Below are 16993 nucleotides of genomic sequence, written 5' to 3'. Positions count from 1 at the left end.
TATTCGGACTCAAGTGGGGAAGCGTTTCCATGACCGGGGGTACGGGAAGGACTGCTATGAGTTCCCTTGTATCGCAACGACGGAGGCGGTGACCGGCCCGGACGGGTCGGTCACCGCCTCGGCCTAGATGTAGCGGTCGAGGATCGACACCTCGGCGAGGCGGGTGAGCGATTCGCGGATGTTCTGGGCGCGGCCGGGACCGACGCCGTCGACGTCCTGGAGGTCTTCGACGGTGACGCCGAGGAGCTCGGGCAGGGAGCCGAAGTGGTCGACCACGCGTTCGATGACGGTCTCGGGCAGCCGGGGCACCTTCGCGAGCATGCGGTAGCCGCGGGGGCCGACCCGCCGGTCGAGCACGTCGGCCGTGTTCGGGAAGCCGAGCGAGCGGGCCACGGCGGTCAGGTCGAGCAGCTCGGTCGAGCTCATCTCGTCCACGGTCCGCAGCGCCTTGGGGAAGTCGGCGCCATCGGGCACGTAATCGCGGACGACCAGCTCGCGGTCGGCGTCGACGCCGGCCATGAGCTCGTCGAGCTGGAGGGCCAGGAGCCGGCCGTCGGTGCCGAGCTCGATGACGTGGCCCTCGACCTCGTCGGCGATGTGCCGGGCCATTTCGAGCCGCTGCAGGACGGCGACCGCGTCCCGCACGGTCACCAGGTCCTCGATCTCCAGGCTCGACAGGTTGCCCGCGACCTCGTCCAGGCGCTGCTTGTAGCGCTCCAGCGTGGCCAGGGCCTGGTTGGCGCGGGAGAGGATCTTCGTGGACGGCTCCAGCAGGTGGTGGAGCGTGCCCATGTACAGGCCGATGGTGTGCATCGACTGGCTCACCGAGATGACGGGGAAGCCGGTCTGCTTGGCGACGCGCTCGGCGGTGCGGTGGCGGGTGCCGGACTCGGCCGAGAAGATCGACGGGTCGGGCATGAGGTGGACCCCGGCTCGCACGATGCGGGAGCCGTCGGTCGTGATGACCACGCCGCCGTCCATTTTGCACAGTTCGCGCAGCCGGGTGGCCGAGAACTCGATGTCGATCTCGAAGCCGCCGGTGCACATCGTCTCGACGTCCTCGTCGCAACCGACGACGATGAGCGCGCCGGTGCGGCCCCGCAGGATCCGCTCCAACCCGTCCCGCAGGGCGGTGCCGGGGGCCATCGTGGCCAGGGTCGCGCGTAGGCCTTCATCCGGGATCGCCGGCACAAGAACCCCCATTGTCTGGACTTGCGTTCCGGCTCAGCCGGTTGGACGGTGTTCGCCGGCGCCGTACGGGCTTGGGGCGATGCCGGGTTGCTACCAGTGTACGGACGAAACGTCAGAAACAAGGACCCCCATTTTGCGACCCGCCGGTAGCCAGGACGGGGCGACCATAGTTAGAGTGTCGACCGGGGAGGTGAGGCTGTGCGCAGGAGTTCGGAATGGGTCGTCGTCGAACGCAGCTCGCCGGCCCGCCGCATCTCCTCTCTCGTGCTGTACGCCCTGGTGTGCGCCGCCGGGATCGCCGCTCTGGCCTGGCTCGTGCACACCGAACCGGGCACCCTCGACTCCGGCGAGGCCAACCCCGTGGTCGCCCTGCCCGGCTTCTTCACCGTCATCGCCCTGATCGGCACCGTGTTCTTCCTGGCCCCGCTCGTGCGGCCCCCGATGCTGTTCGTCAACCACTTCGGGCTGCGCGTGCGCCCCAGCTTCGGGAAGGTCCTGCTCATCCCCTGGAGCAATGTCGAGGAGCTCGCGGCCATCACCGTCGGCTCGCGCCGGCGCGGCCAGTCCTACCTGCTGCTCGCCGCGGACGTCTACCTCGGCCGCGGCGGCTCCGACCGCCCCGGTTTCATCGACCGATCGGTCCTGCGCGAGGCCAACCGCGCCACCGAAGGATTGGTCGCCGGCTTCGACCTGGCCATCCGCTGCAAGGACTTCGAACCCAAACCGGACCAGCTCCTGGCCCGCCTCGCGTCCTACGCCCCCGGCCATGTCCAGGTCGTCGACCGCTTCTAGTACCACGGGACCTGCGGGTAGTCGCCCTGCTGTAGTTCGAATACGTCTCTAAGACGATTCACAGCGGTGCCCGACGGGGTGATGATGGAGTCGAGAACCACTCAATCGAGACAGGGAGGGTGGGAGACGACGATGTGGGGAAACCACTATTACGACGGGCCCGGCATGATGGGCGGCTGGATCTGGGGGCTGTTCATGCTGCTGTTCTGGGCCGGATTCATCGCGCTGATCATCTGGGCGGTACTGCGGTTCAGCAAGTCCGGAGCCATGGCGGCACACCGGCCGCCGTTCACCCCGATGCAGCACGGCACGGCCAGGGAAATCCTCGACCGGCGCTACGCGACCGGTGAGATCGACGCGGCCACCTACGAAGACATGCGAGCCAGACTCGAAGGCTCGGCCCCGGTCCCACCCGAACCGCCGAGCCCGACCGACCAGACCTGACACCGAATACCGCGAAGCCGGTCCGGACGCCGAAAGGCGCCGGGCCGGCGTTTTTCTGCGGTGCACCACTCCCTGCTCGAAACGCGATCGCACCTCGTTCATGGACACGGGACCAAGCGTTCGCGGTGCGGCACTTCGGATTTCAGGCCGTTTCTCAGCGGTTCGTCCAGAGGGCGGATATCGGGAGTCCCGTGAGCCGGTCTCCAAAGGCGACCGGGGTCGGATGCATGCTCAGGACGAACCCGTGTACAAAGCGGTTGCCGAGCTTGTCGCGCAGTGCGGCAAGATGTTTGAAATCCCTGCCCTGGGTCGTGGAGGCGGCTTTGACCTCCACGGCCACGATTCTGCCGTCCGGGTGTTCCAGGATCAGATCGACTTCGGCCCCGTGTTGGTCTCGGAAATGGAACATCTGGGCCCGCGTACCGGACCATGCGAGCTGCTTCTTCACTTCACCGACGACGAAGGTTTCGGTCAGCGGACCGCGCCTCTGGTCCTCTGGGACCGCGAGTCCCTCGACGTCGACGCCGAGAAGATGCGCTGCGAGTCCGGGGTCGAGCAGATACGCCTTCGGAGTGCGGCGTGCTCGGTTGGTGAAGTTGGTCGACCAGGCCGAGACCTTGTGGATCATGTAGGTCATCTCCAGGAAGCCGATGTAGTCGGCTGTGGTGTCCCGCCCGAGCCCGGAGTCCGAATGGATTTGCGAGATCACCAGCTCGCTCGCGGTCCGAGCCGCCAGAAGGCGGAGGAGTCTGGGGATCTCGCCGGCGCGACGGGCGTTCGCCAGCGCCGTGATATCCCTCTGCGTCACGGTGCGGACCAAGCCGTCGAACCAGTCGGCTCGGTCTTCCGATGGGAGCACGTACGCTTCGGGGAAGCCGCCGCGAACGATCCGGTCCAGGTAGTCGTTGCGAGTGACCGGGGAAGTCGCCGAATCCCGCAACGAATCGGGGTCGGTGAAGGCCCGGCGGACGAATTCGTCCCGTGAACCCTCGATCTCCCCCTGGCTGAACGGCAGTAGCTCATAGAACGAGGCTCGACCCGCCAACGACTCGGAAAGGCCGGGGACGGTGAGGAAGTCGGCTGATCCGTCGAGTATGAACTGGCCCTTGGCGGGGTTGTCGTCCACGACGGTCTTGACGGCACGGACTAGCGAGTCGCCGCCCAGCTGGATTTCATCGATCGCGCGGGGGGTGGGACCGTAATTCGCGAAGCTGATCGGGTCGTTGCGGGCCGCCTGCAGTGTGGCCTCGTCGTCGAGTCTTCGGAAGGTGCCCTCCGGCTCCACCATTTTTCGGACGAGTGTGGTCTTGCCGGACTGTCGAGGGCCGGTGACTACGACTACCCGGGAGAATCCGAGCCCGCGGGTGACACGATCCGCCAGCCAGCGTCGACGCTGGTCCATGTTGTTAATCGCCAATCTGCTCAAGTTGCATCAGAACAATTGCTCAGATTCTATCAGTAAAATTGCTCAAACTCTGTCAGTAGATCTGCTCATGTTCAGTGGGCGACGATCAGTCTTAGGCCTCGGTGTGGATCCACACCGTCGCGTCGGGCCCCAGTTCGTCTCCGGCCAGTTCGGTGCTCGCCAGCAGCGGCGTTCCGGCGGGGACTCGCACCGGGGAGTCGGACAGGTTGACCAAGCAGACGAATCCCGGGTCCCGCTCGAAGGCCAGCACCCCCTCCTCGCTCGGGAGCCAGCGCAGCTTCCCGTCGCCCAGGGCCGGTTCGTGCCGGCGGATGCGCAGGGCGAGGCGGTACAGCGCCAGCATCGAGCCGGCATCGTCGGCCTGGCTCGCGGCGGTCAAGCCCTGCCAGTCCTCGGGCTGGGGGAGCCAGGTGCCGTCTGAGCCGAAGCCGAACGGCGGCTCCTCGCCCTCCCAGGGCAGGGGGACGCGGCAGCCGTCCCTGCCCAGGTCCCTTCCCCCGGTGCGCCTGAACACCGGGTCCTGGCGGACCTCGTCCGGCAGGTCGAAGACCTCGGGGAGGCCCAGTTCGTCGCCCTGGTAGACGTACACGTTCCCCGGCAGGGCCATGCTCAACAGCGCCGCCGCCCTCGCCCTGCGGGTGCCGAGCTCCAGATCCGTCGGGACGTCGTGGACGCGCTTGGTGAAGCGGGTGTCCTCGCGGCCGTAGCGGGTCACGTGCCTGGTCACGTCGTGGTTCGACAGGACCCACGTCGGCGGCGCCGCGACCTTCCGGTGGGTCTCCAGGGTCTGGTCGATGACCTCGCGCAGCGCCGCGGGTTCCCAGGCGCACCTGAGGAACGCGAAGTTGAACGCCGTGTGCAGCTCGTCGGGACGCAGGTAGAGCGCGAACCGGTCGGGGTCGCGCACCCACATCTCGCCCACGAAGGTCCTCTCGCCGTCGTACTCGTTCAGCAGCCGCCGCCACGAACGGAAGATCTCGTGGACCTCGGGCCGGTCCTTGTCCGGGGCGCCCGGCCCCTCGTACACATAGGCCGGTGGCACGTCGGGGTTGCCGGGATCGGCCTTGTCGGGCAGGCCGTGCTGCTTCACCAGGCGATCGGCGACGTCGATGCGGAAGCCGTCGACGCCGCGGTCGAGCCAGAACCGCAGGATCGACTTGAACTCGGCCCGCACCTGCGGGTTCTCCCAGTTCAGATCCGGCTGCTTCGCGTCGAACAGGTGCAGGTACCACTGGCCGTCGGGGACCTGCGTCCACGCCGGACCGCCGAAGCGCGACGGCCAATTGTTCGGTGAGTCGCGGAAGTGGTACCTCGCCCGCTCGGGCGAACCGGGCGCGGCCCGCAGCGCCTCCTGGAACCAGACGTGCTCGTCAGAGGTGTGATTGGGGACGATGTCGATGATGACGCGCAGCCCGTGCTCGTGCGCCGCCCCGATGAAGTGCTCGGCGCCCGCCAGGCTCCCGAAGGACGGGTCGATCATTCGGTAGTCCGCCACGTCGTAGCCGCCGTCGGCCATCGGCGAGACGTACCAGGGCGCGATCCACAGTGCGTCCACGCCCAGGTCCCGCAGGTACGGAAGCCGCTGCTCCAGCCCGGCCAGGTCCCCGATGCCGTCGCCGTTCCCGTCCGCGAAACTGCGCAGGTACACCTGGTAGATCGCCGCACTCCGCCACCAGCTCATGTCGTCCCCCAAACGATTTCGCGGCCCTCGAGGCGCGAGCGCTCCGCCGCGAACGCCATCCGGTGGCTGTCCAGGGACGCCTCCAGGCTCGAAGGCGGCTCCGTGCGGCCCTCGAGGGAGGCGATGAACGACTCCATCAGGGCCTCGTCCCCGCCCGAATGGCCTCGGGTGTCGGGCTCCCCCGCCTCGTTCACCGGCCCGGAGAACAACTCGAACACCTGGTGTCCCATAGGCGGCCGCGTGAAGCTCCCGACGACACGGGCCTGCGGCAGCTCCGGCAGCGAGCCGCGGGGGGAGAACAGGTCGACTTCGAGCGAACACTGGTGCAGGTTCCCCGCGATCTCCCCGGCCGAACCCGTCAACCGCACCGTCCGCGTGTTCTGACCGGTGAACGCCGAAGTGGACAGTGTCGCCGTCAGGCCGCTCGGAAAGCCCATCACGGTCTGCTGGTGGTCCACGACATCGTTGTCGCTGTGGAAGACGCACCGCCCGTACGGCCCGGTCCGCAGCGCCGCCAGACGGCCCTCGGTCGACGTGTCCTCGCCCAGCAGCGTCGCCACCCAGTCGTGATTGTCCGCCTGCGCCTCGGCGTAGTAGCGAGGCGCGTAGAACGGGCACGTCTCGGCCGCCGGGCACCCGTCGAGGCAGCGGGCCGGCGCTCCCGCGGGGGCGTGCTCGGGTCGGAAGTAGGTGAGCGACCCGGCGCTGGCGACGGTCGCCGGTGCGCTGCCGGCGAACCAGCGAATGATGTCGAGGTCGTGGCAGGTCTTGGCGAGGATCATCGGCGCCGACCCCGCGAGGTTGCGCCAGTTGCCGCGCACGTAGGAGTGGGCGAAATGCCAGAACCCGATGTTCTCCTCGATGCGCATCGTCACCAGGCGCCCGATCGTGCCGGACTCGACGAGGCGATGCACGGTCTGCCAGAACGCCTGGTAGCGCATGACGTGGCTGATCCAGATGCGGGCCTTGCCCTCCCGTGCGGCCGTGGCGAGGACGTCGAGGTCCGCGGCCGTCGTCGCGGCGGGTTTCTCCAGCAGGATCGGCAGGCCGGTCTCGATGGCGGCCAGCGCCGCTTCGACGTGCAGCCGATCCGGTAGGGCGATCACCAAGGCGTCCAAGCCGATCCGCTCGGCGCCCGCGACGAGGTCCCGCCAATCGGGGAAGCGGTGCGCGTTCGCCACTCCGGCGGCGTCGCAGAGCCGTTCCCGCCGGTGCGGCACCGGGTCGGCCACGGCCGAGATGGTCGCGCGGGCCGGATGTTCGAGGGCCCAGCGGCCGTAGGTGTCACAGCCGCGCGCCCCGGCCCCCAGGATGCCCAATCGGATCGCCATATGCCTCAACCCTTCTCCGCTCCTGCCGTCAAACCCGTCACGAGCAGCCGCTGGGCCAGGAGGAAGCCCGCGACGACGGGGATCGTGATGGCGATCGAGCCGGCCATGAGCACGGTCGTCGGCACCGAGAACTCGGTGAGCTGGGCGATGCCGAGCGAGACGGTCCACCGTTCGCGGTCGCCCACCAGGAACAGCAGCGCGAACAGGTATTCGTTCCAGGCGATCATGAAGACGTACAGCGCGGTCGCCGCCACGCCCGGCAGGGCCATGGGGAGGACGACGCGGCGGATGAGCGCCAGCCGCCCGCAGCCGTCGATCATCGCCGCCTCCTCCACTGAGGATGGAATGGCCTGGAGGTAGCCGCGGAGCATGTACAGCGCGACCGGGACGGTCTGTGCGATGTAGACCAGGACCAGGCCGATGAGCGTGCCGGTCAGGCTGATCCGGTTGAGCAGCACGAACAGCGGGACCGCCAGGACGATGCCCGGCAGCAGGTACACCCCGAGGAAGACGACATTGACGGTGCTGCGGCCGAAGAACCGCAGTCGCACGGCCGCGTAGGCGCCGAGGATCGAGCAGGCGACGGCCAGGAAGGCGGTGGCGAGGGCGACCTGGAGCGAGGTGAGCATGTTCCGGCCGAGCCCGAATTCGAGGATCGCCGTCGGGTAGGCCTCGAAGGTCGCCTCCCCGGGCGTGGGGAACAGGTCGAGCGGATCGGCGGCCGCCGCGGCGAACGGCTTGAGCGACAACAGCACTCCGTACAACAGCGGCCCGGCGGTGACCGCGACCGCCGCGGCGATGACGGCCCAGCGCGCCGCCGCCAGGACCCGGTCCTCCCGGCTCGCCCGGGCAGATCCTATAGGATATGTCCTATTTCCTGTAGGGTTTCGGCGCGGCGGGCTCATACGCGCTCCCTCCTGAGCATCCAGGCGTAGACGGCGACCACGACCAGGAGCATGCCGGTCATGAGTAGGCCCGTCGCCGAGGCCGATCCGATGTCGGCGCGCACGATCAGCTCCGAGTAGACCCGCACCGCCAGCACCTCCGTGCCGCCCGCGCCGCCGGTGAGCAGGTAGATGTCGTTGAAGTTCTGGAACGACCACAGCAGCCGCAGCACCGCCAGCAGCGCCATCACCCCGATCAACTGCGGCAGGACGATGTGGATGAACGTCCGGGTCTTGCCGGCCCCGTCGATCGCGGCCGCCTCCTCCAAGTCCTTGGGCGCCACCTGGAGCCGGGCGGTGATGAACAGGAAGGCGAGGGGGAACGTCTTCCAGATCTCGAAGGCGATCACGCACATCAGCGCCACCGGCACCGAGAACGGGCCGACGTCGGCGCTGGAGGTGGTGAGGAACGCGATCGGCTCGTCCCAGCCGAGCCACTGGACGCCGAACGCGTTGACCGGCCCATAGGTGGGGTGCAGCAGCGTCTTCCAGATCGTGGTCGCCGCGACGACCGGCAGGATGTACGGGGTCAGCACGAGCGCGCGGATCACCGCGCGGCCGCGGAAGGGCGCGCGCAGCGCCAGCGCCACGGCCAGGCCGACCGCGACGGCCCCGACCGCGGCGGAGACGGCGTAGATCGCGGTGGTGAGCGCGGCCGACCAGAACCGTTCCGAGGTCCACACGGCCGTCATATTGGCGGTGGTGAAGGTCAGCTCGTCGATGTAGAGGCGCGGGATGTCGACCAGGCGGACGTCGAGGAACGCGAACAGGGCGACGGCGCAGAACGGCAGAACCGCGAAGGCGAGGACGACGATGACGGTGGGGGACACCAGGACCCGCCCGTGCAGGTCCTCGCGCTGGGACGCGGTCAGCGGCGCGCCGGGGCGGCGCAGCAGCAGCGACCGGGGGCGGCCGGGGTCGGACCGGATCACCTCGCGCTGGCGCGGGGCGGGCCTGCCGGTGCGCGTGGGGGCGCTCATCCTCCCAGGTCCTGCTGGGCGGCGGTGACCGCTTCGGCCATCGATGCGGCCACCTCGGCCGGATCGGCGCCGTCGAACAGCGGCTCGGCCTCGTTGGCGAGGATCGTCTGGGTGAACACGACGCCCGCCAGCTCGGCGTCCGAGGTGCCCCAGCCCCAGCGGGTGAGGTGATCGGCGCCGAACGCCATCCGGTCGACGAGCTCGGGGCCGTAGACGTCGGCGATCGACTCGTCCTGCGTGGAGTCGTTGCCGAAGCGCAGTTCCGCCCACCCGTCGACGTACTCGGTGGACGTTCCGCTCGGTCCCTGGCGGACCGGGATGCGGCCCTCGGTGGCTGAGCCCAGGGTCTCGACGTAGCCGTCGGACATCATGTACTCGATGAACGTCTTCGCGTCGGCGGTGTTGGCGCCGGAGGGGATCCCGTAGTTCGTCGTCTGTCCATAGGCGACGGCCGGTTCCTTCCCGGTGCCGGTCAGGCCGGTGACGAACCCGGTGTTCTCGGCCAGGAAACGCGGGTTGTCGGCGCACTCGTCGCAGGTCACCGGGTTGTCCACATCGAGTCCGGCGGCCTCGTCCACGAAGTGCGAGGAGAACAGCACCATCGCCGCGTCCCCGGCCAGGTAGGCGGCGCGCGCGGCGTCGACGTCGAGCTGGCCGGAACCGGCCGTGGCGGCCAGGCGCTGGTACTGCTCGAGTCCCGTGACGCACTCGTCGGCGCCGAGCGTGACCTCGCCGCCGGAGGCGAGGTGGCATCCGAACGGCAGCAGCATCGACTCGATGCCCTCGGTCGTGTACAGGTCGCCGGGCATGGTGCCGATGGCCATTCCGGCGATGCCGTCGCCCTGGAGGGCCTCGGCGGCGTCCGCGACGTCGGCGACGGACTCGGGCGGCCCCAGTCCGGCATCCTCGAACAGGTCGGTGCGGTAGGCGATCATGTGGCCCCAGCCGTCGGAGGGGACCGCGTTGAGCGCGTCGTCGATGGTGACCATCTGGAGGGCGGACGCCGAGAAGGTGCCCTCACCGAGGGCGTCCACGACCTCCCCGGGCGCTTCGGTGTCGAGCAGCCCCTGCGAGGCCCAGGCGGCGGTGGAGGACGGGTTGTGGGCGATCACGTCGGGGACGTCGCCGGAGGCGGCATTGGTGACCAGCAGTTGCGACATCTGGTCGGGTTCGAGCGGCACCATCTCGACCTCGATGCCGGTGGATTCGGTGAACGCGTCGATCACGGGCTGCTGCAACGCGATTCGCTCGGGGGTGGTGTAGGGGGTCCAGAAGACGATGGAGCCGTCCCCGGAGCTCTCGGGTTCGTCCGGGCTGCAAGCCGCCAGGGACAGCAGCAGAGCCGATGTCGCCGCGAGGGTCGCCGTTGTCCGCATAGCCGCTCCAAAGGGGAGGGAATCGAAAGTGTCGCGCATCACGCGCATTTCGGTCACTATATCGGCACGTAGCGCCATGGCGGAACCCCTGAGGCCAGTTCGGCACAGTGTCAGTGGCCGTCCACTCCCCACCCCGGGACGTTCAGTGCGCGTCCATCTCAGATTCATTGCCGCCCAGTAGCTTCAGGGCACCGATCTTGTACTTCGAGACGAAGGACGATGATGCGAACCCCAGAAGAGATCATGCAGTCCCTGGAGTCCCGTGTGGCCCAGATCCAGGAGCGGGCGAGCCGCGCCGAGGAGCAACTGGCCGCGGCTTCGACGTCGCTGAGCAGCGATGACGAGACCGTCACGGTCACCGTCAATGCGGGCGGCGCGCTCACCGGGCTCCGGTTCTCTCCGCAGGCGCGCGGCATGTCCGGCGCCGGCCTGGCCGAGCTGACCCTCGAGACCTACCAGCGGGCCGCCGCCGAGGCGGGCCGCAAGACCACCGAGATCATGGGCGGCCTGGTCGGCGGCGACTCCGAGGCGATGGGCATGCTCCAGTCGTTCACCGACCCGCGCCAGGAGTCCTGAATGGTCGACGTGGACCCGCAGTCGCTCCGCGACCACGCCTCCAGGCTCGTGAACGGCCCCATGACCCGCGTCGCGACCGCCGCCGACGCGGCCCAGCAGGTGCGGCTCGGCGACGAAGAGGCGTACGGCATCATCTTCGCGCAGGTCATCCCGCCGATCCTCGAACTGTTCCTCGATGACGCGGGCGCCGCGATCGGCTCCGCGGCCGAACTCGGGGTCGGCTTCGCCGCGGCGGTCGACGACACCGCCAACCAGTACACCGCCGCCGACGACGAGGTCGAGGCGATCTTCAACGACCTGCTCGCCGAACTCGACGGAGCCACCTCGTGACCAATCCCCTCATCGCAGACCCGACCAGCACCGCCCCGACCGCCGGATCCAAGGTCGTCCACGGCCTGGCCAAGACCGGCGAGTCCTACGGCGCGATCTTCACCTCCGCCGACTTCAGCTTCATGGACGCGGCCGCGACGACGGTGACCACCGGGCTCGACGTCCTCTCGTTCATCGGCAACCCCTTCAAGCACCTCGTCCAGGCCGGATTCGGCTGGCTGATCGAGCACGTCTGGTTCCTGCGCGAACCCTTCGACATGCTCGCCGGCAATCCTCAGGCCATCGACGGGCTGGCGCTGACCTGGAACAATATCGCGATGGAGATGACCGCCGCGGCCGATGAATGGGCCGCCGAGGTCGCCGCCGTCGACGACTGGACCGGCGCGGACGCCGACAACTACCGCGAGGCCGCGACCGGGTTCGAAGCGGTCCTGCGGGCCTCCTCCGAGCAGGCGGTGTCCACGGCCGAGGCGATCAATGTCGCCGGGGTGGCCGTGGGGATCCTCCGCTCGATCTTCCTGGAGATCATCACCAACTTCATCGCCGAGGCGATCATGTGGCTGCTGAGCGCGGCCGCGACCGCCGGCTTCACGTTCGGGGCGACGATGGCGGCGGCCGCCGCCCGGGTCGTCTCGAAGGCCGTCGCGGTGTTCGCGAAGATGGTCGGCAAGCTCGGGCGGCTGATGTCGAAGATGGGCCGCCTGGCCGGGCAGCTCCGCAAGTTCTCCTCGGAGGCCAAGGGCCTGCGCAAGGCGCTCGACGTCACCAAGGACAAACTGCTGCAGGGCACGTCGAAGTCGCTGACCAAGGCCGGCTCCTCCACCATGAACTCCACATTGGATATATGGAAGAAGTCCTTCGACGCCACCCGCAAGTCCTGGGACCCCCTCAAGAACAACTGGGGGAACCCGATCAACCTCCAGAAGATCGGGAAGTACACCCTGACCGAGACGAATGACGGCCTGAAGCTGGAGGACCAGATGGACGCGGACCGCGCGGCGCAGGGAGGCAACCCGTGATCTGGACGGCGGCCATCCTCGCCTGCATCGCCGGACTGGCGCTCCTGGCCTACCTCCGGCGCCGCGGCCGCGACTCCGGCGCCTCAGGGGGGCCGGTCCCGCGTCCGCCGGTCGAGTCGGACCGCCGCCGTTCTGCGGATCCGGATCCGCGCCGGGCGTGGGAGGAGGAACTGGCGACCGCCGAGGCGCGCGAACGCCGGGAGCAGGACGACGCCGAGCGCTTCGCCCGGGAGCTCAAGGAAATGGACGCCGCCGGACGCGAACACGCTCGCGCCCAGCGCGACCAGGAACGCGCCGAACGCGAGCGCAAGAAGGCGTCGAAGCGGGGGCGCCGCAGCTACTGACCCCGGTGGTCGGTGCCGGATGCGAGTATCGGGGCATGGCATACGACGAAGCATTCGCGGCCCGCATCCGGGCACTGCTGACCGACTCGCCCGACCTGGCCGATCACCTGACCGAGAAGCGCATGTTCGGCGGCCTCGCCTTCCTCTACGACGGCAATATGGCCGTCGCGGTGCACGGCCACGGCGGCCTGATGGTCCGCGTCGACCCCGACGAGCACGAGTCGCTGCTCGCCGAGCCGGGCGCCGCGACCATGGTCATGCGCGACCGCCCCCTCGACGGGTGGATCACCGTGGACGCCAAGGGATGCGAGGCGGACGAGGACCTGGACCGGTGGGCCCGGCGCGGCCTCGCAACCGCGGCGACGTTCCCGGCGAAATAACCGGCGCCGGGCCGGACCCCAGTCCGGCATTTCGTGCCGGGCCGTGCTTCCGCTTGCGGTTCGGGCGGTCGGCGATGGAAGGGTGGCGGGCCGGTCCGGGGTGCGTCGCCGGGGCCGGACGGCGTTTCCCTTGCGGTTCAGGCTCGCAGCGACGGAGCGACGGGGAATCCCGGTCGTGGTGGCCTGCCGGGTCTGGGCTGACCGTCGGTGAGGGTTCGGGCCCGCAGCGATCGAGGAGCGGCCGGCCGGTCCGGGGTGCGTTGCCGTGGCCGGGTCGGATGGTGTCCGGCTGGAGTCGGCCCGCGGTGTGGCGCTGGCCGGTGCCGATGCTGGTGGCCTTGGTCGCGTGCGTGCGCGTGTGGCTGCATTGGTGGGGGCAGGCGGATGGCGCAGTCGAGGTCGGGTCGGTCATGTCGTTCTCCTCCTTCCGGTTGCCGTGGTCGGTTGTGGGTGCCCGGTCGTGTCGGCCGGGCGTGTGTGGCGCGTGGCCTTCGGCTCAACCGCCGAGGGGACTCCTCTCCGTATCCGCCTGGTGTGCAGGCAGGTTCGGTCGAGGGGGGCCTCGGGCCTTGGTCTGGCATGCTTCGCGGTCCCTCGGTGGAGGGTGTGCTTCGCCTGTCGGTTCGGCATGCTCCGCGGGTCATTCCTTGGAGGGCATGCTTTCGCCGCAAGGCCCAGACACCGCCCACAGTCCCTCTAACGAACAGAGCGCTGCTTCGCGTGTGCCTGGTAGCGCATGACTCCCGCTATGGTCGGCGTTGCATCGATCGCGCTGGTGTGCCTCGTTCAGGACACGTGCCGCCAAGTCGAGGTGATCCCGACAAGGCCGTCTCCCACCTACACCGGCCCATCAAGGGCGCGGTGGACCGCGGGACCCGATAGCACCAGGAGCTGAGAACCACTGCCCCAGTACATGAGGCCGGTGTTCTCGGAATCGGTCAGAAGGCGTCTCGGCCAGAGGCTTGGCGTAGTCTGCTTGCACCCGCTCGACTTCTGTACTAATTCCATATCTCTGTGCGTACCTCAATTATCCCACCACAGGCCTCGATCGGCATCACCCGATCGGGGAGAAAACCCTCATGTTCTGCACCGAACACCCACGGCCGCAATCGAAGCCGCCAGACCCCCACCCCGCGGTCGGGTGTGTCGCCCACTGAGAACCCCCATCCGCAACCATGCCCAACAGGTCCGACATCCAGACCGGTCGCGCCACCACAGGAACCCCAGAGACCCTGCCCCGCAAACGGACACCTGCCCCGTCCAAGCTCTTGTCGTCGATGCCTTTGGCGCAGCCGGACCTCCCCCGACACCGCTCCCGCCAGCGCCCCCGTACCCAATGCAGGCCTCCCCGGGCGCCACAACACCATCACCGAACAGGCGCTCGAACCCACTACCCGTACTGACGACCAAGATATCCGGCGGGATTAGCGCGGCAACCAAGCCCGGCGAGATTCGATCAGCAAGCACCCCAACAGGTTCAATCCAAAAGCTATCGTCCAGGGGAGCGGGTCGGACCCGGCTCAGGGGCGATGCCTTCCGCGCCGAGGCGCGCCGAGCAGTTCCCCGGGATGCGCCGGGCCGCCCTGTTCGGCCAGGAAGGCGCGGAGCGCGCGTTCCAGTTCGACGGATCGCGGGCTCCCGGTGCGGAAGTCCATATTGTTGGTGACCGCGACATCGCCGTCGCGGACCACCGCGACCGTCACCGTCGGCGCGGCATCGACCCGCCGCAACCACAGCGCCTCGGCACCGGTGAGTTCGCCGACGGTGCGGCTGACCTCGATCGTCATGCCGTGGAAGTCGAACGAGCCCAGGAGCGTCATACGACCCCCCGCGGCCTGGCGTGGTGCGCAGCGATGGCCGCGGCCGCCCGGCGACGCTGGGCCGCCTGCCACCGCCTGGATCGCTCGGAACCGGTGCCGTGCCAGACGGCGCCGCGGGCCACTCCTCCGGAGTGGAAGAGCGTCGCGATCTGCTCCTCCCCGGCTCGGCCTCCGACGAGGATCAGGTGCGCGTCGCACGCCCGGTCGTCGTTGTACAGCTCGATCTTCTCGTCGTCGGCGGTGACCCACTCGTCGAGGAGATCCATGCGCTCGGGCACGATCCCGCCGATCGGATCTTGTCCGCCGCCGCCGGCCCGCAGTAGTCTGATGTCTGCCATGGGAGGGTCCTATCTTCCGGTGGTCAAGGCTCCCTGCCCGGTGCTAGCGGGCAGGGAGCCGTTTCTGTGCGGGGGAGTGCCGTGCTCCCCTGATTCCCAAGGTAAGACTCCGGGGACCCGGAGTGAAGGACCTGGGCGGCAGGCAGTTCCACCCGGTAAAACTGAGCGGCCGAGTTGGACTACCCACAGAGGTCGATGCCATGTGATTCTGGAATGTATGACTCACTCTCCGTACATCTCCAAGGTCATTTACGGTCGGCAGGTCCAAGGCTTCCGGAAGCGCGCGGGCATGAGCGTGGCCGCTGCGGGACGGAAGATGGGAATCTCAGAGTCCAAGGTGCGCAAGCAGGAAGCGGGCACCAACGAGGCTCTGAAGCTCCCGGACGCCTTCGCGGCATCGGTCATCTACAAGCTCACGGGGGAAGAGACCGAACACCTGATTGAACTCGTGGAGGCAGCCGACTCGCACGGCTGGTACCACGACTACGACGTGTCGCCGGAGTTTGCGCACTACATCGAAATGGAAGGTGCGGCCAGCACCCTCCACATCGTGGGGCAGGGTCTCGTCTTCGGCCTGTTCCAGACCAAGGACTATGTCGATGGGCTCAAGACGAACCTCATCCCCGGGAAGGGCGTCCCTGACAGCGGTCTGCGCGTCGAACGGCAGGAGACCGTACTCAACGGCGCGAATCCGCCTGAGATCGTCTACATCACCGATGAGGCGGCGCTGCGCCGTGAGGTCGGTGGACCGGAGGTCATGCAGGCTCAGGTCAGGCGTCTGCTGGAGATGAGTGAGAGCGAAAACATCGAAATCCTGGTGGTACCGTTCGCCTCAGGCATGTACTCAAGCATCCCAGGCCCCTACCGGACCATGTACTTCACCGACGGGGTGTTCCCCACGACGGTCTATCTAGAATCACTCCACGGGAGCCACTACGAGGACGCCGACAAGGTCGTCCAACACTACGAAGAGGCCTTCCAGGAGACGAGGCAGCCGCCGATCGCCGCCCCGATTAAGGAGTTCATCGATGCAAGCAACCTCCTGGCGTAAGTCCAGCCGCAGCAGCGACACGGGCAATCAGAACTGCGTTGAATGCCGCCAGACCTGGCGGAAGTCCAGTCGCAGCAGCAACACTGGTGACCAGAATTGCGTGGAAGCTAGGGCGTTCGAAGGCCAGTACCAGGTTCGCGACTCGAAACTAGGCGAGGACTCCCCGGTCTTCGACCTCCCCACGGCAGAGTTCACCGGCCTCCTCCGAGCCGCAGCCCGCGCCTGACAGCCGCACAACGCAAAGCGGCTCCCGGCCTAGCCGGGAGCCGCCGCGATTCAACCTGAATTTTGAGAGCCGGCTGAGGTGGTGTTGTCGCGCCCGGGGAGGCCTGCATTGGGAGTGGAGTCGTTGGCGGGGGCGGTGTCGGTGGATGGCCGCTCTGCGCAAAAGGCATCGGCGACGAAGGCGTGAGCGGGGCGGGTGTCCGTTAGCGGGGCAAGGCTTCCAGGGCTCCCGGAGCCCCTGGGGTTTGGGCGGGCGACACACCCGACCGTGGGGTGCGCCTCATGCGGGTTCCGTTGCAGCCGTGGGTGTTCGGCGTGGAACATGAATGATGTTTCTCCACTGAGGTGTTGTCGATAATGGCCGGTAGAGGTAGAATTGAGATACGCACAGGGATGCGGAATTAGTACAGGAGCCGGGTAGGTGCAAGCAGACTACGCCAAGCCTCTGGCCGAATCGGCCTCCTGAATGATTCCGAGAACGACCGGCCTGTACCAGGGGTCGGGACCTTCTCACTCCCCAGTGCTATCGGGTTCCGCAGCTTCCCGGCCCCTATGGGTCGTGTCGGGTGGGAGACGGCCTTGTCGGGATCACCTCGACCTGGCGGCACGTGTTTTGAACGAGGCACACCAGCGCACGCGATGCAACGCCGACCATAGCGGGAGTCATGCGCTACCGGGCATAGACGCGAAGCAGCGCCCTGCCAGTGGCAGGGGGACTGTGAGCGGTGCCGGGCTAACAGGCGAC

18 protein-coding genes are annotated in these 16993 nt (G+C 68.2%); 9 read left to right on the top strand and 9 right to left on the bottom strand.

The annotated features are described in order from the left end of the window. Window positions 1-123: 123 nt before the first annotated feature. Window positions 124-1203 (bottom strand): DNA integrity scanning diadenylate cyclase DisA, encoded by a 1080-nt coding sequence (gene disA / locus FAB82_RS10615; RefSeq protein WP_136534516.1) that lies wholly within the window; start codon window positions 1201-1203, stop codon window positions 124-126. 186 nt (window positions 1204-1389) lie between these two features. On the opposite strand from disA, the gene FAB82_RS10610 reads away from it, so the two are divergent. Further along, on the top strand, window positions 1390-1983 hold the full coding sequence (locus FAB82_RS10610) for a hypothetical protein (protein ID WP_136534515.1): 594 nt from the start codon (window positions 1390-1392) through the stop codon (window positions 1981-1983). A 132-nt stretch (window positions 1984-2115) separates the two neighbouring features. Then, the gene (locus tag FAB82_RS10605; protein ID WP_136534514.1) at window positions 2116-2427 is read left to right on the top strand and encodes an SHOCT domain-containing protein; all 312 of its coding nucleotides are present in this window, start codon (window positions 2116-2118) and stop codon (window positions 2425-2427) included. Between the two features lie 154 nt (window positions 2428-2581). Here the strand turns inward: FAB82_RS10605 and FAB82_RS10600 are convergent, their stop codons facing one another. The 6 genes from FAB82_RS10600 to FAB82_RS10575 all read right to left on the bottom strand — a co-directional run bounded on the left by FAB82_RS10600 (window position 2582) and on the right by FAB82_RS10575 (window position 10165). After that, entirely contained in the window at window positions 2582-3829 is a 1248-nt protein-coding gene (locus tag FAB82_RS10600) for an ATP-binding protein (protein ID WP_136534513.1), read from the bottom strand. A 115-nt stretch (window positions 3830-3944) separates the two neighbouring features. Further along, on the bottom strand, window positions 3945-5534 hold the full coding sequence (locus tag FAB82_RS10595) for a glycoside hydrolase family 13 protein (RefSeq protein WP_136534512.1): 1590 nt from the start codon (window positions 5532-5534) through the stop codon (window positions 3945-3947). Continuing rightward, on the bottom strand, window positions 5531-6865 hold the full coding sequence (locus tag FAB82_RS10590) for a Gfo/Idh/MocA family protein (protein ID WP_136534511.1): 1335 nt from the start codon (window positions 6863-6865) through the stop codon (window positions 5531-5533). The genes FAB82_RS10595 and FAB82_RS10590 overlap by 4 nt, the downstream gene beginning before the upstream one ends. 5 nt (window positions 6866-6870) lie before the next feature. Next, a complete protein-coding gene (locus FAB82_RS10585) occupies window positions 6871-7770 on the bottom strand; it encodes a carbohydrate ABC transporter permease (RefSeq protein ID WP_136534510.1) in 900 nt (299 codons plus the stop codon). After that, entirely contained in the window at window positions 7767-8789 is a 1023-nt protein-coding gene (locus FAB82_RS10580; protein ID WP_136534509.1) for a carbohydrate ABC transporter permease, read from the bottom strand. The genes FAB82_RS10585 and FAB82_RS10580 overlap by 4 nt, the downstream gene beginning before the upstream one ends. Next, on the bottom strand, window positions 8786-10165 hold the full coding sequence (locus FAB82_RS10575) for an ABC transporter substrate-binding protein (RefSeq protein ID WP_136534508.1): 1380 nt from the start codon (window positions 10163-10165) through the stop codon (window positions 8786-8788). Before FAB82_RS10575 ends, FAB82_RS10580 begins: the two co-directional genes overlap by 4 nt. A 222-nt stretch (window positions 10166-10387) precedes the next feature. Here FAB82_RS10575 and FAB82_RS10570 point away from each other — a divergent pair, with 222 nt between their 5' ends. From FAB82_RS10570 to FAB82_RS10550, 5 genes are read left to right on the top strand one after another with little or no spacing between them, the layout of a single operon-like run. Then, on the top strand, window positions 10388-10741 hold the full coding sequence (locus FAB82_RS10570; RefSeq protein WP_168801536.1) for a YbaB/EbfC family nucleoid-associated protein: 354 nt from the start codon (window positions 10388-10390) through the stop codon (window positions 10739-10741). Beyond that, entirely contained in the window at window positions 10742-11071 is a 330-nt protein-coding gene (locus tag FAB82_RS10565; RefSeq protein WP_136534506.1) for a type VII secretion target, read from the top strand. Beyond that, window positions 11068-12090 carry a hypothetical protein gene (locus FAB82_RS10560; RefSeq protein WP_136534505.1) on the top strand — a complete coding sequence of 341 codons (1023 nt, stop codon included), beginning with the start codon at window positions 11068-11070 and terminating at the stop codon, window positions 12088-12090. Before FAB82_RS10565 ends, FAB82_RS10560 begins: the two co-directional genes overlap by 4 nt. Next, complete coding sequence (locus tag FAB82_RS10555) at window positions 12087-12434, top strand: hypothetical protein (RefSeq protein WP_136534504.1); 348 nt, start codon at window positions 12087-12089, stop codon at window positions 12432-12434. Before FAB82_RS10560 ends, FAB82_RS10555 begins: the two co-directional genes overlap by 4 nt. Before the next feature lie 35 nt (window positions 12435-12469). Then, window positions 12470-12814 (top strand): TfoX/Sxy family protein, encoded by a 345-nt coding sequence (locus FAB82_RS10550; RefSeq protein WP_136534503.1) that lies wholly within the window; start codon window positions 12470-12472, stop codon window positions 12812-12814. A 1520-nt stretch (window positions 12815-14334) separates the two neighbouring features. Here FAB82_RS10550 and FAB82_RS10545 read toward each other — a convergent pair. Both FAB82_RS10545 and FAB82_RS27055 read right to left on the bottom strand, forming a co-directional pair. After that, entirely contained in the window at window positions 14335-14634 is a 300-nt protein-coding gene (locus FAB82_RS10545; RefSeq protein WP_136534502.1) for a hypothetical protein, read from the bottom strand. After that, window positions 14631-14972, bottom strand: a complete 342-nt coding sequence (locus FAB82_RS27055) for a hypothetical protein (RefSeq protein ID WP_168801535.1) — start codon at window positions 14970-14972, stop codon at window positions 14631-14633. The genes FAB82_RS10545 and FAB82_RS27055 overlap by 4 nt, the downstream gene beginning before the upstream one ends. 217 nt (window positions 14973-15189) lie before the next feature. Here FAB82_RS27055 and FAB82_RS27050 point away from each other — a divergent pair, with 217 nt between their 5' ends. Next, window positions 15190-16023 (top strand): helix-turn-helix domain-containing protein, encoded by an 834-nt coding sequence (locus FAB82_RS27050; protein WP_168801534.1) that lies wholly within the window; start codon window positions 15190-15192, stop codon window positions 16021-16023. Then, on the top strand, window positions 16001-16249 hold the full coding sequence (locus FAB82_RS10535; RefSeq protein WP_136534500.1) for a DUF397 domain-containing protein: 249 nt from the start codon (window positions 16001-16003) through the stop codon (window positions 16247-16249). The genes FAB82_RS27050 and FAB82_RS10535 overlap by 23 nt, the downstream gene beginning before the upstream one ends. Window positions 16250-16993: the final 744 nt, after the last annotated feature.

Origin of the sequence: Glycomyces buryatensis (assembly GCF_004912275.1) — a bacterium.
Classification (GTDB): domain Bacteria; phylum Actinomycetota; class Actinomycetes; order Mycobacteriales; family Micromonosporaceae; genus Glycomyces; species Glycomyces buryatensis.
Note: the sequence above shows the minus strand (reverse complement) of the source record. Positions and strands in the feature narration are given on the sequence as shown.

Excerpts from the sequence above, each read along its gene's own strand:
- disA (WP_136534516.1), bottom strand. The coding sequence starts at position 1,203 with ATGGGGGTTCTTGTGCCGGCGATCCCGGATGAAGGCCTACGCGCGACC.
- FAB82_RS10605 (WP_136534514.1), top strand. The coding sequence starts at position 2,116 with ATGTGGGGAAACCACTATTACGACGGGCCCGGCATGATGGGCGGCTGG.
- FAB82_RS10600 (WP_136534513.1), bottom strand. The coding sequence starts at position 3,829 with ATGGACCAGCGTCGACGCTGGCTGGCGGATCGTGTCACCCGCGGGCTC.
- FAB82_RS10595 (WP_136534512.1), bottom strand. The coding sequence starts at position 5,534 with ATGAGCTGGTGGCGGAGTGCGGCGATCTACCAGGTGTACCTGCGCAGT.
- FAB82_RS10590 (WP_136534511.1), bottom strand. The coding sequence starts at position 6,865 with ATGGCGATCCGATTGGGCATCCTGGGGGCCGGGGCGCGCGGCTGTGAC.
- FAB82_RS10585 (WP_136534510.1), bottom strand. The coding sequence starts at position 7,770 with ATGAGCCCGCCGCGCCGAAACCCTACAGGAAATAGGACATATCCTATA.
- FAB82_RS10580 (WP_136534509.1), bottom strand. The coding sequence starts at position 8,789 with ATGAGCGCCCCCACGCGCACCGGCAGGCCCGCCCCGCGCCAGCGCGAG.
- FAB82_RS10575 (WP_136534508.1), bottom strand. The coding sequence starts at position 10,165 with ATGCGGACAACGGCGACCCTCGCGGCGACATCGGCTCTGCTGCTGTCC.
- FAB82_RS10570 (WP_168801536.1), top strand. The coding sequence starts at position 10,388 with ATGCGAACCCCAGAAGAGATCATGCAGTCCCTGGAGTCCCGTGTGGCC.
- FAB82_RS10565 (WP_136534506.1), top strand. The coding sequence starts at position 10,742 with ATGGTCGACGTGGACCCGCAGTCGCTCCGCGACCACGCCTCCAGGCTC.
- FAB82_RS10550 (WP_136534503.1), top strand. The coding sequence starts at position 12,470 with ATGGCATACGACGAAGCATTCGCGGCCCGCATCCGGGCACTGCTGACC.
- FAB82_RS10545 (WP_136534502.1), bottom strand. The coding sequence starts at position 14,634 with ATGACGCTCCTGGGCTCGTTCGACTTCCACGGCATGACGATCGAGGTC.
- FAB82_RS27055 (WP_168801535.1), bottom strand. The coding sequence starts at position 14,972 with ATGGCAGACATCAGACTACTGCGGGCCGGCGGCGGCGGACAAGATCCG.
- FAB82_RS27050 (WP_168801534.1), top strand. The coding sequence starts at position 15,190 with ATGACTCACTCTCCGTACATCTCCAAGGTCATTTACGGTCGGCAGGTC.
- FAB82_RS10535 (WP_136534500.1), top strand. The coding sequence starts at position 16,001 with ATGCAAGCAACCTCCTGGCGTAAGTCCAGCCGCAGCAGCGACACGGGC.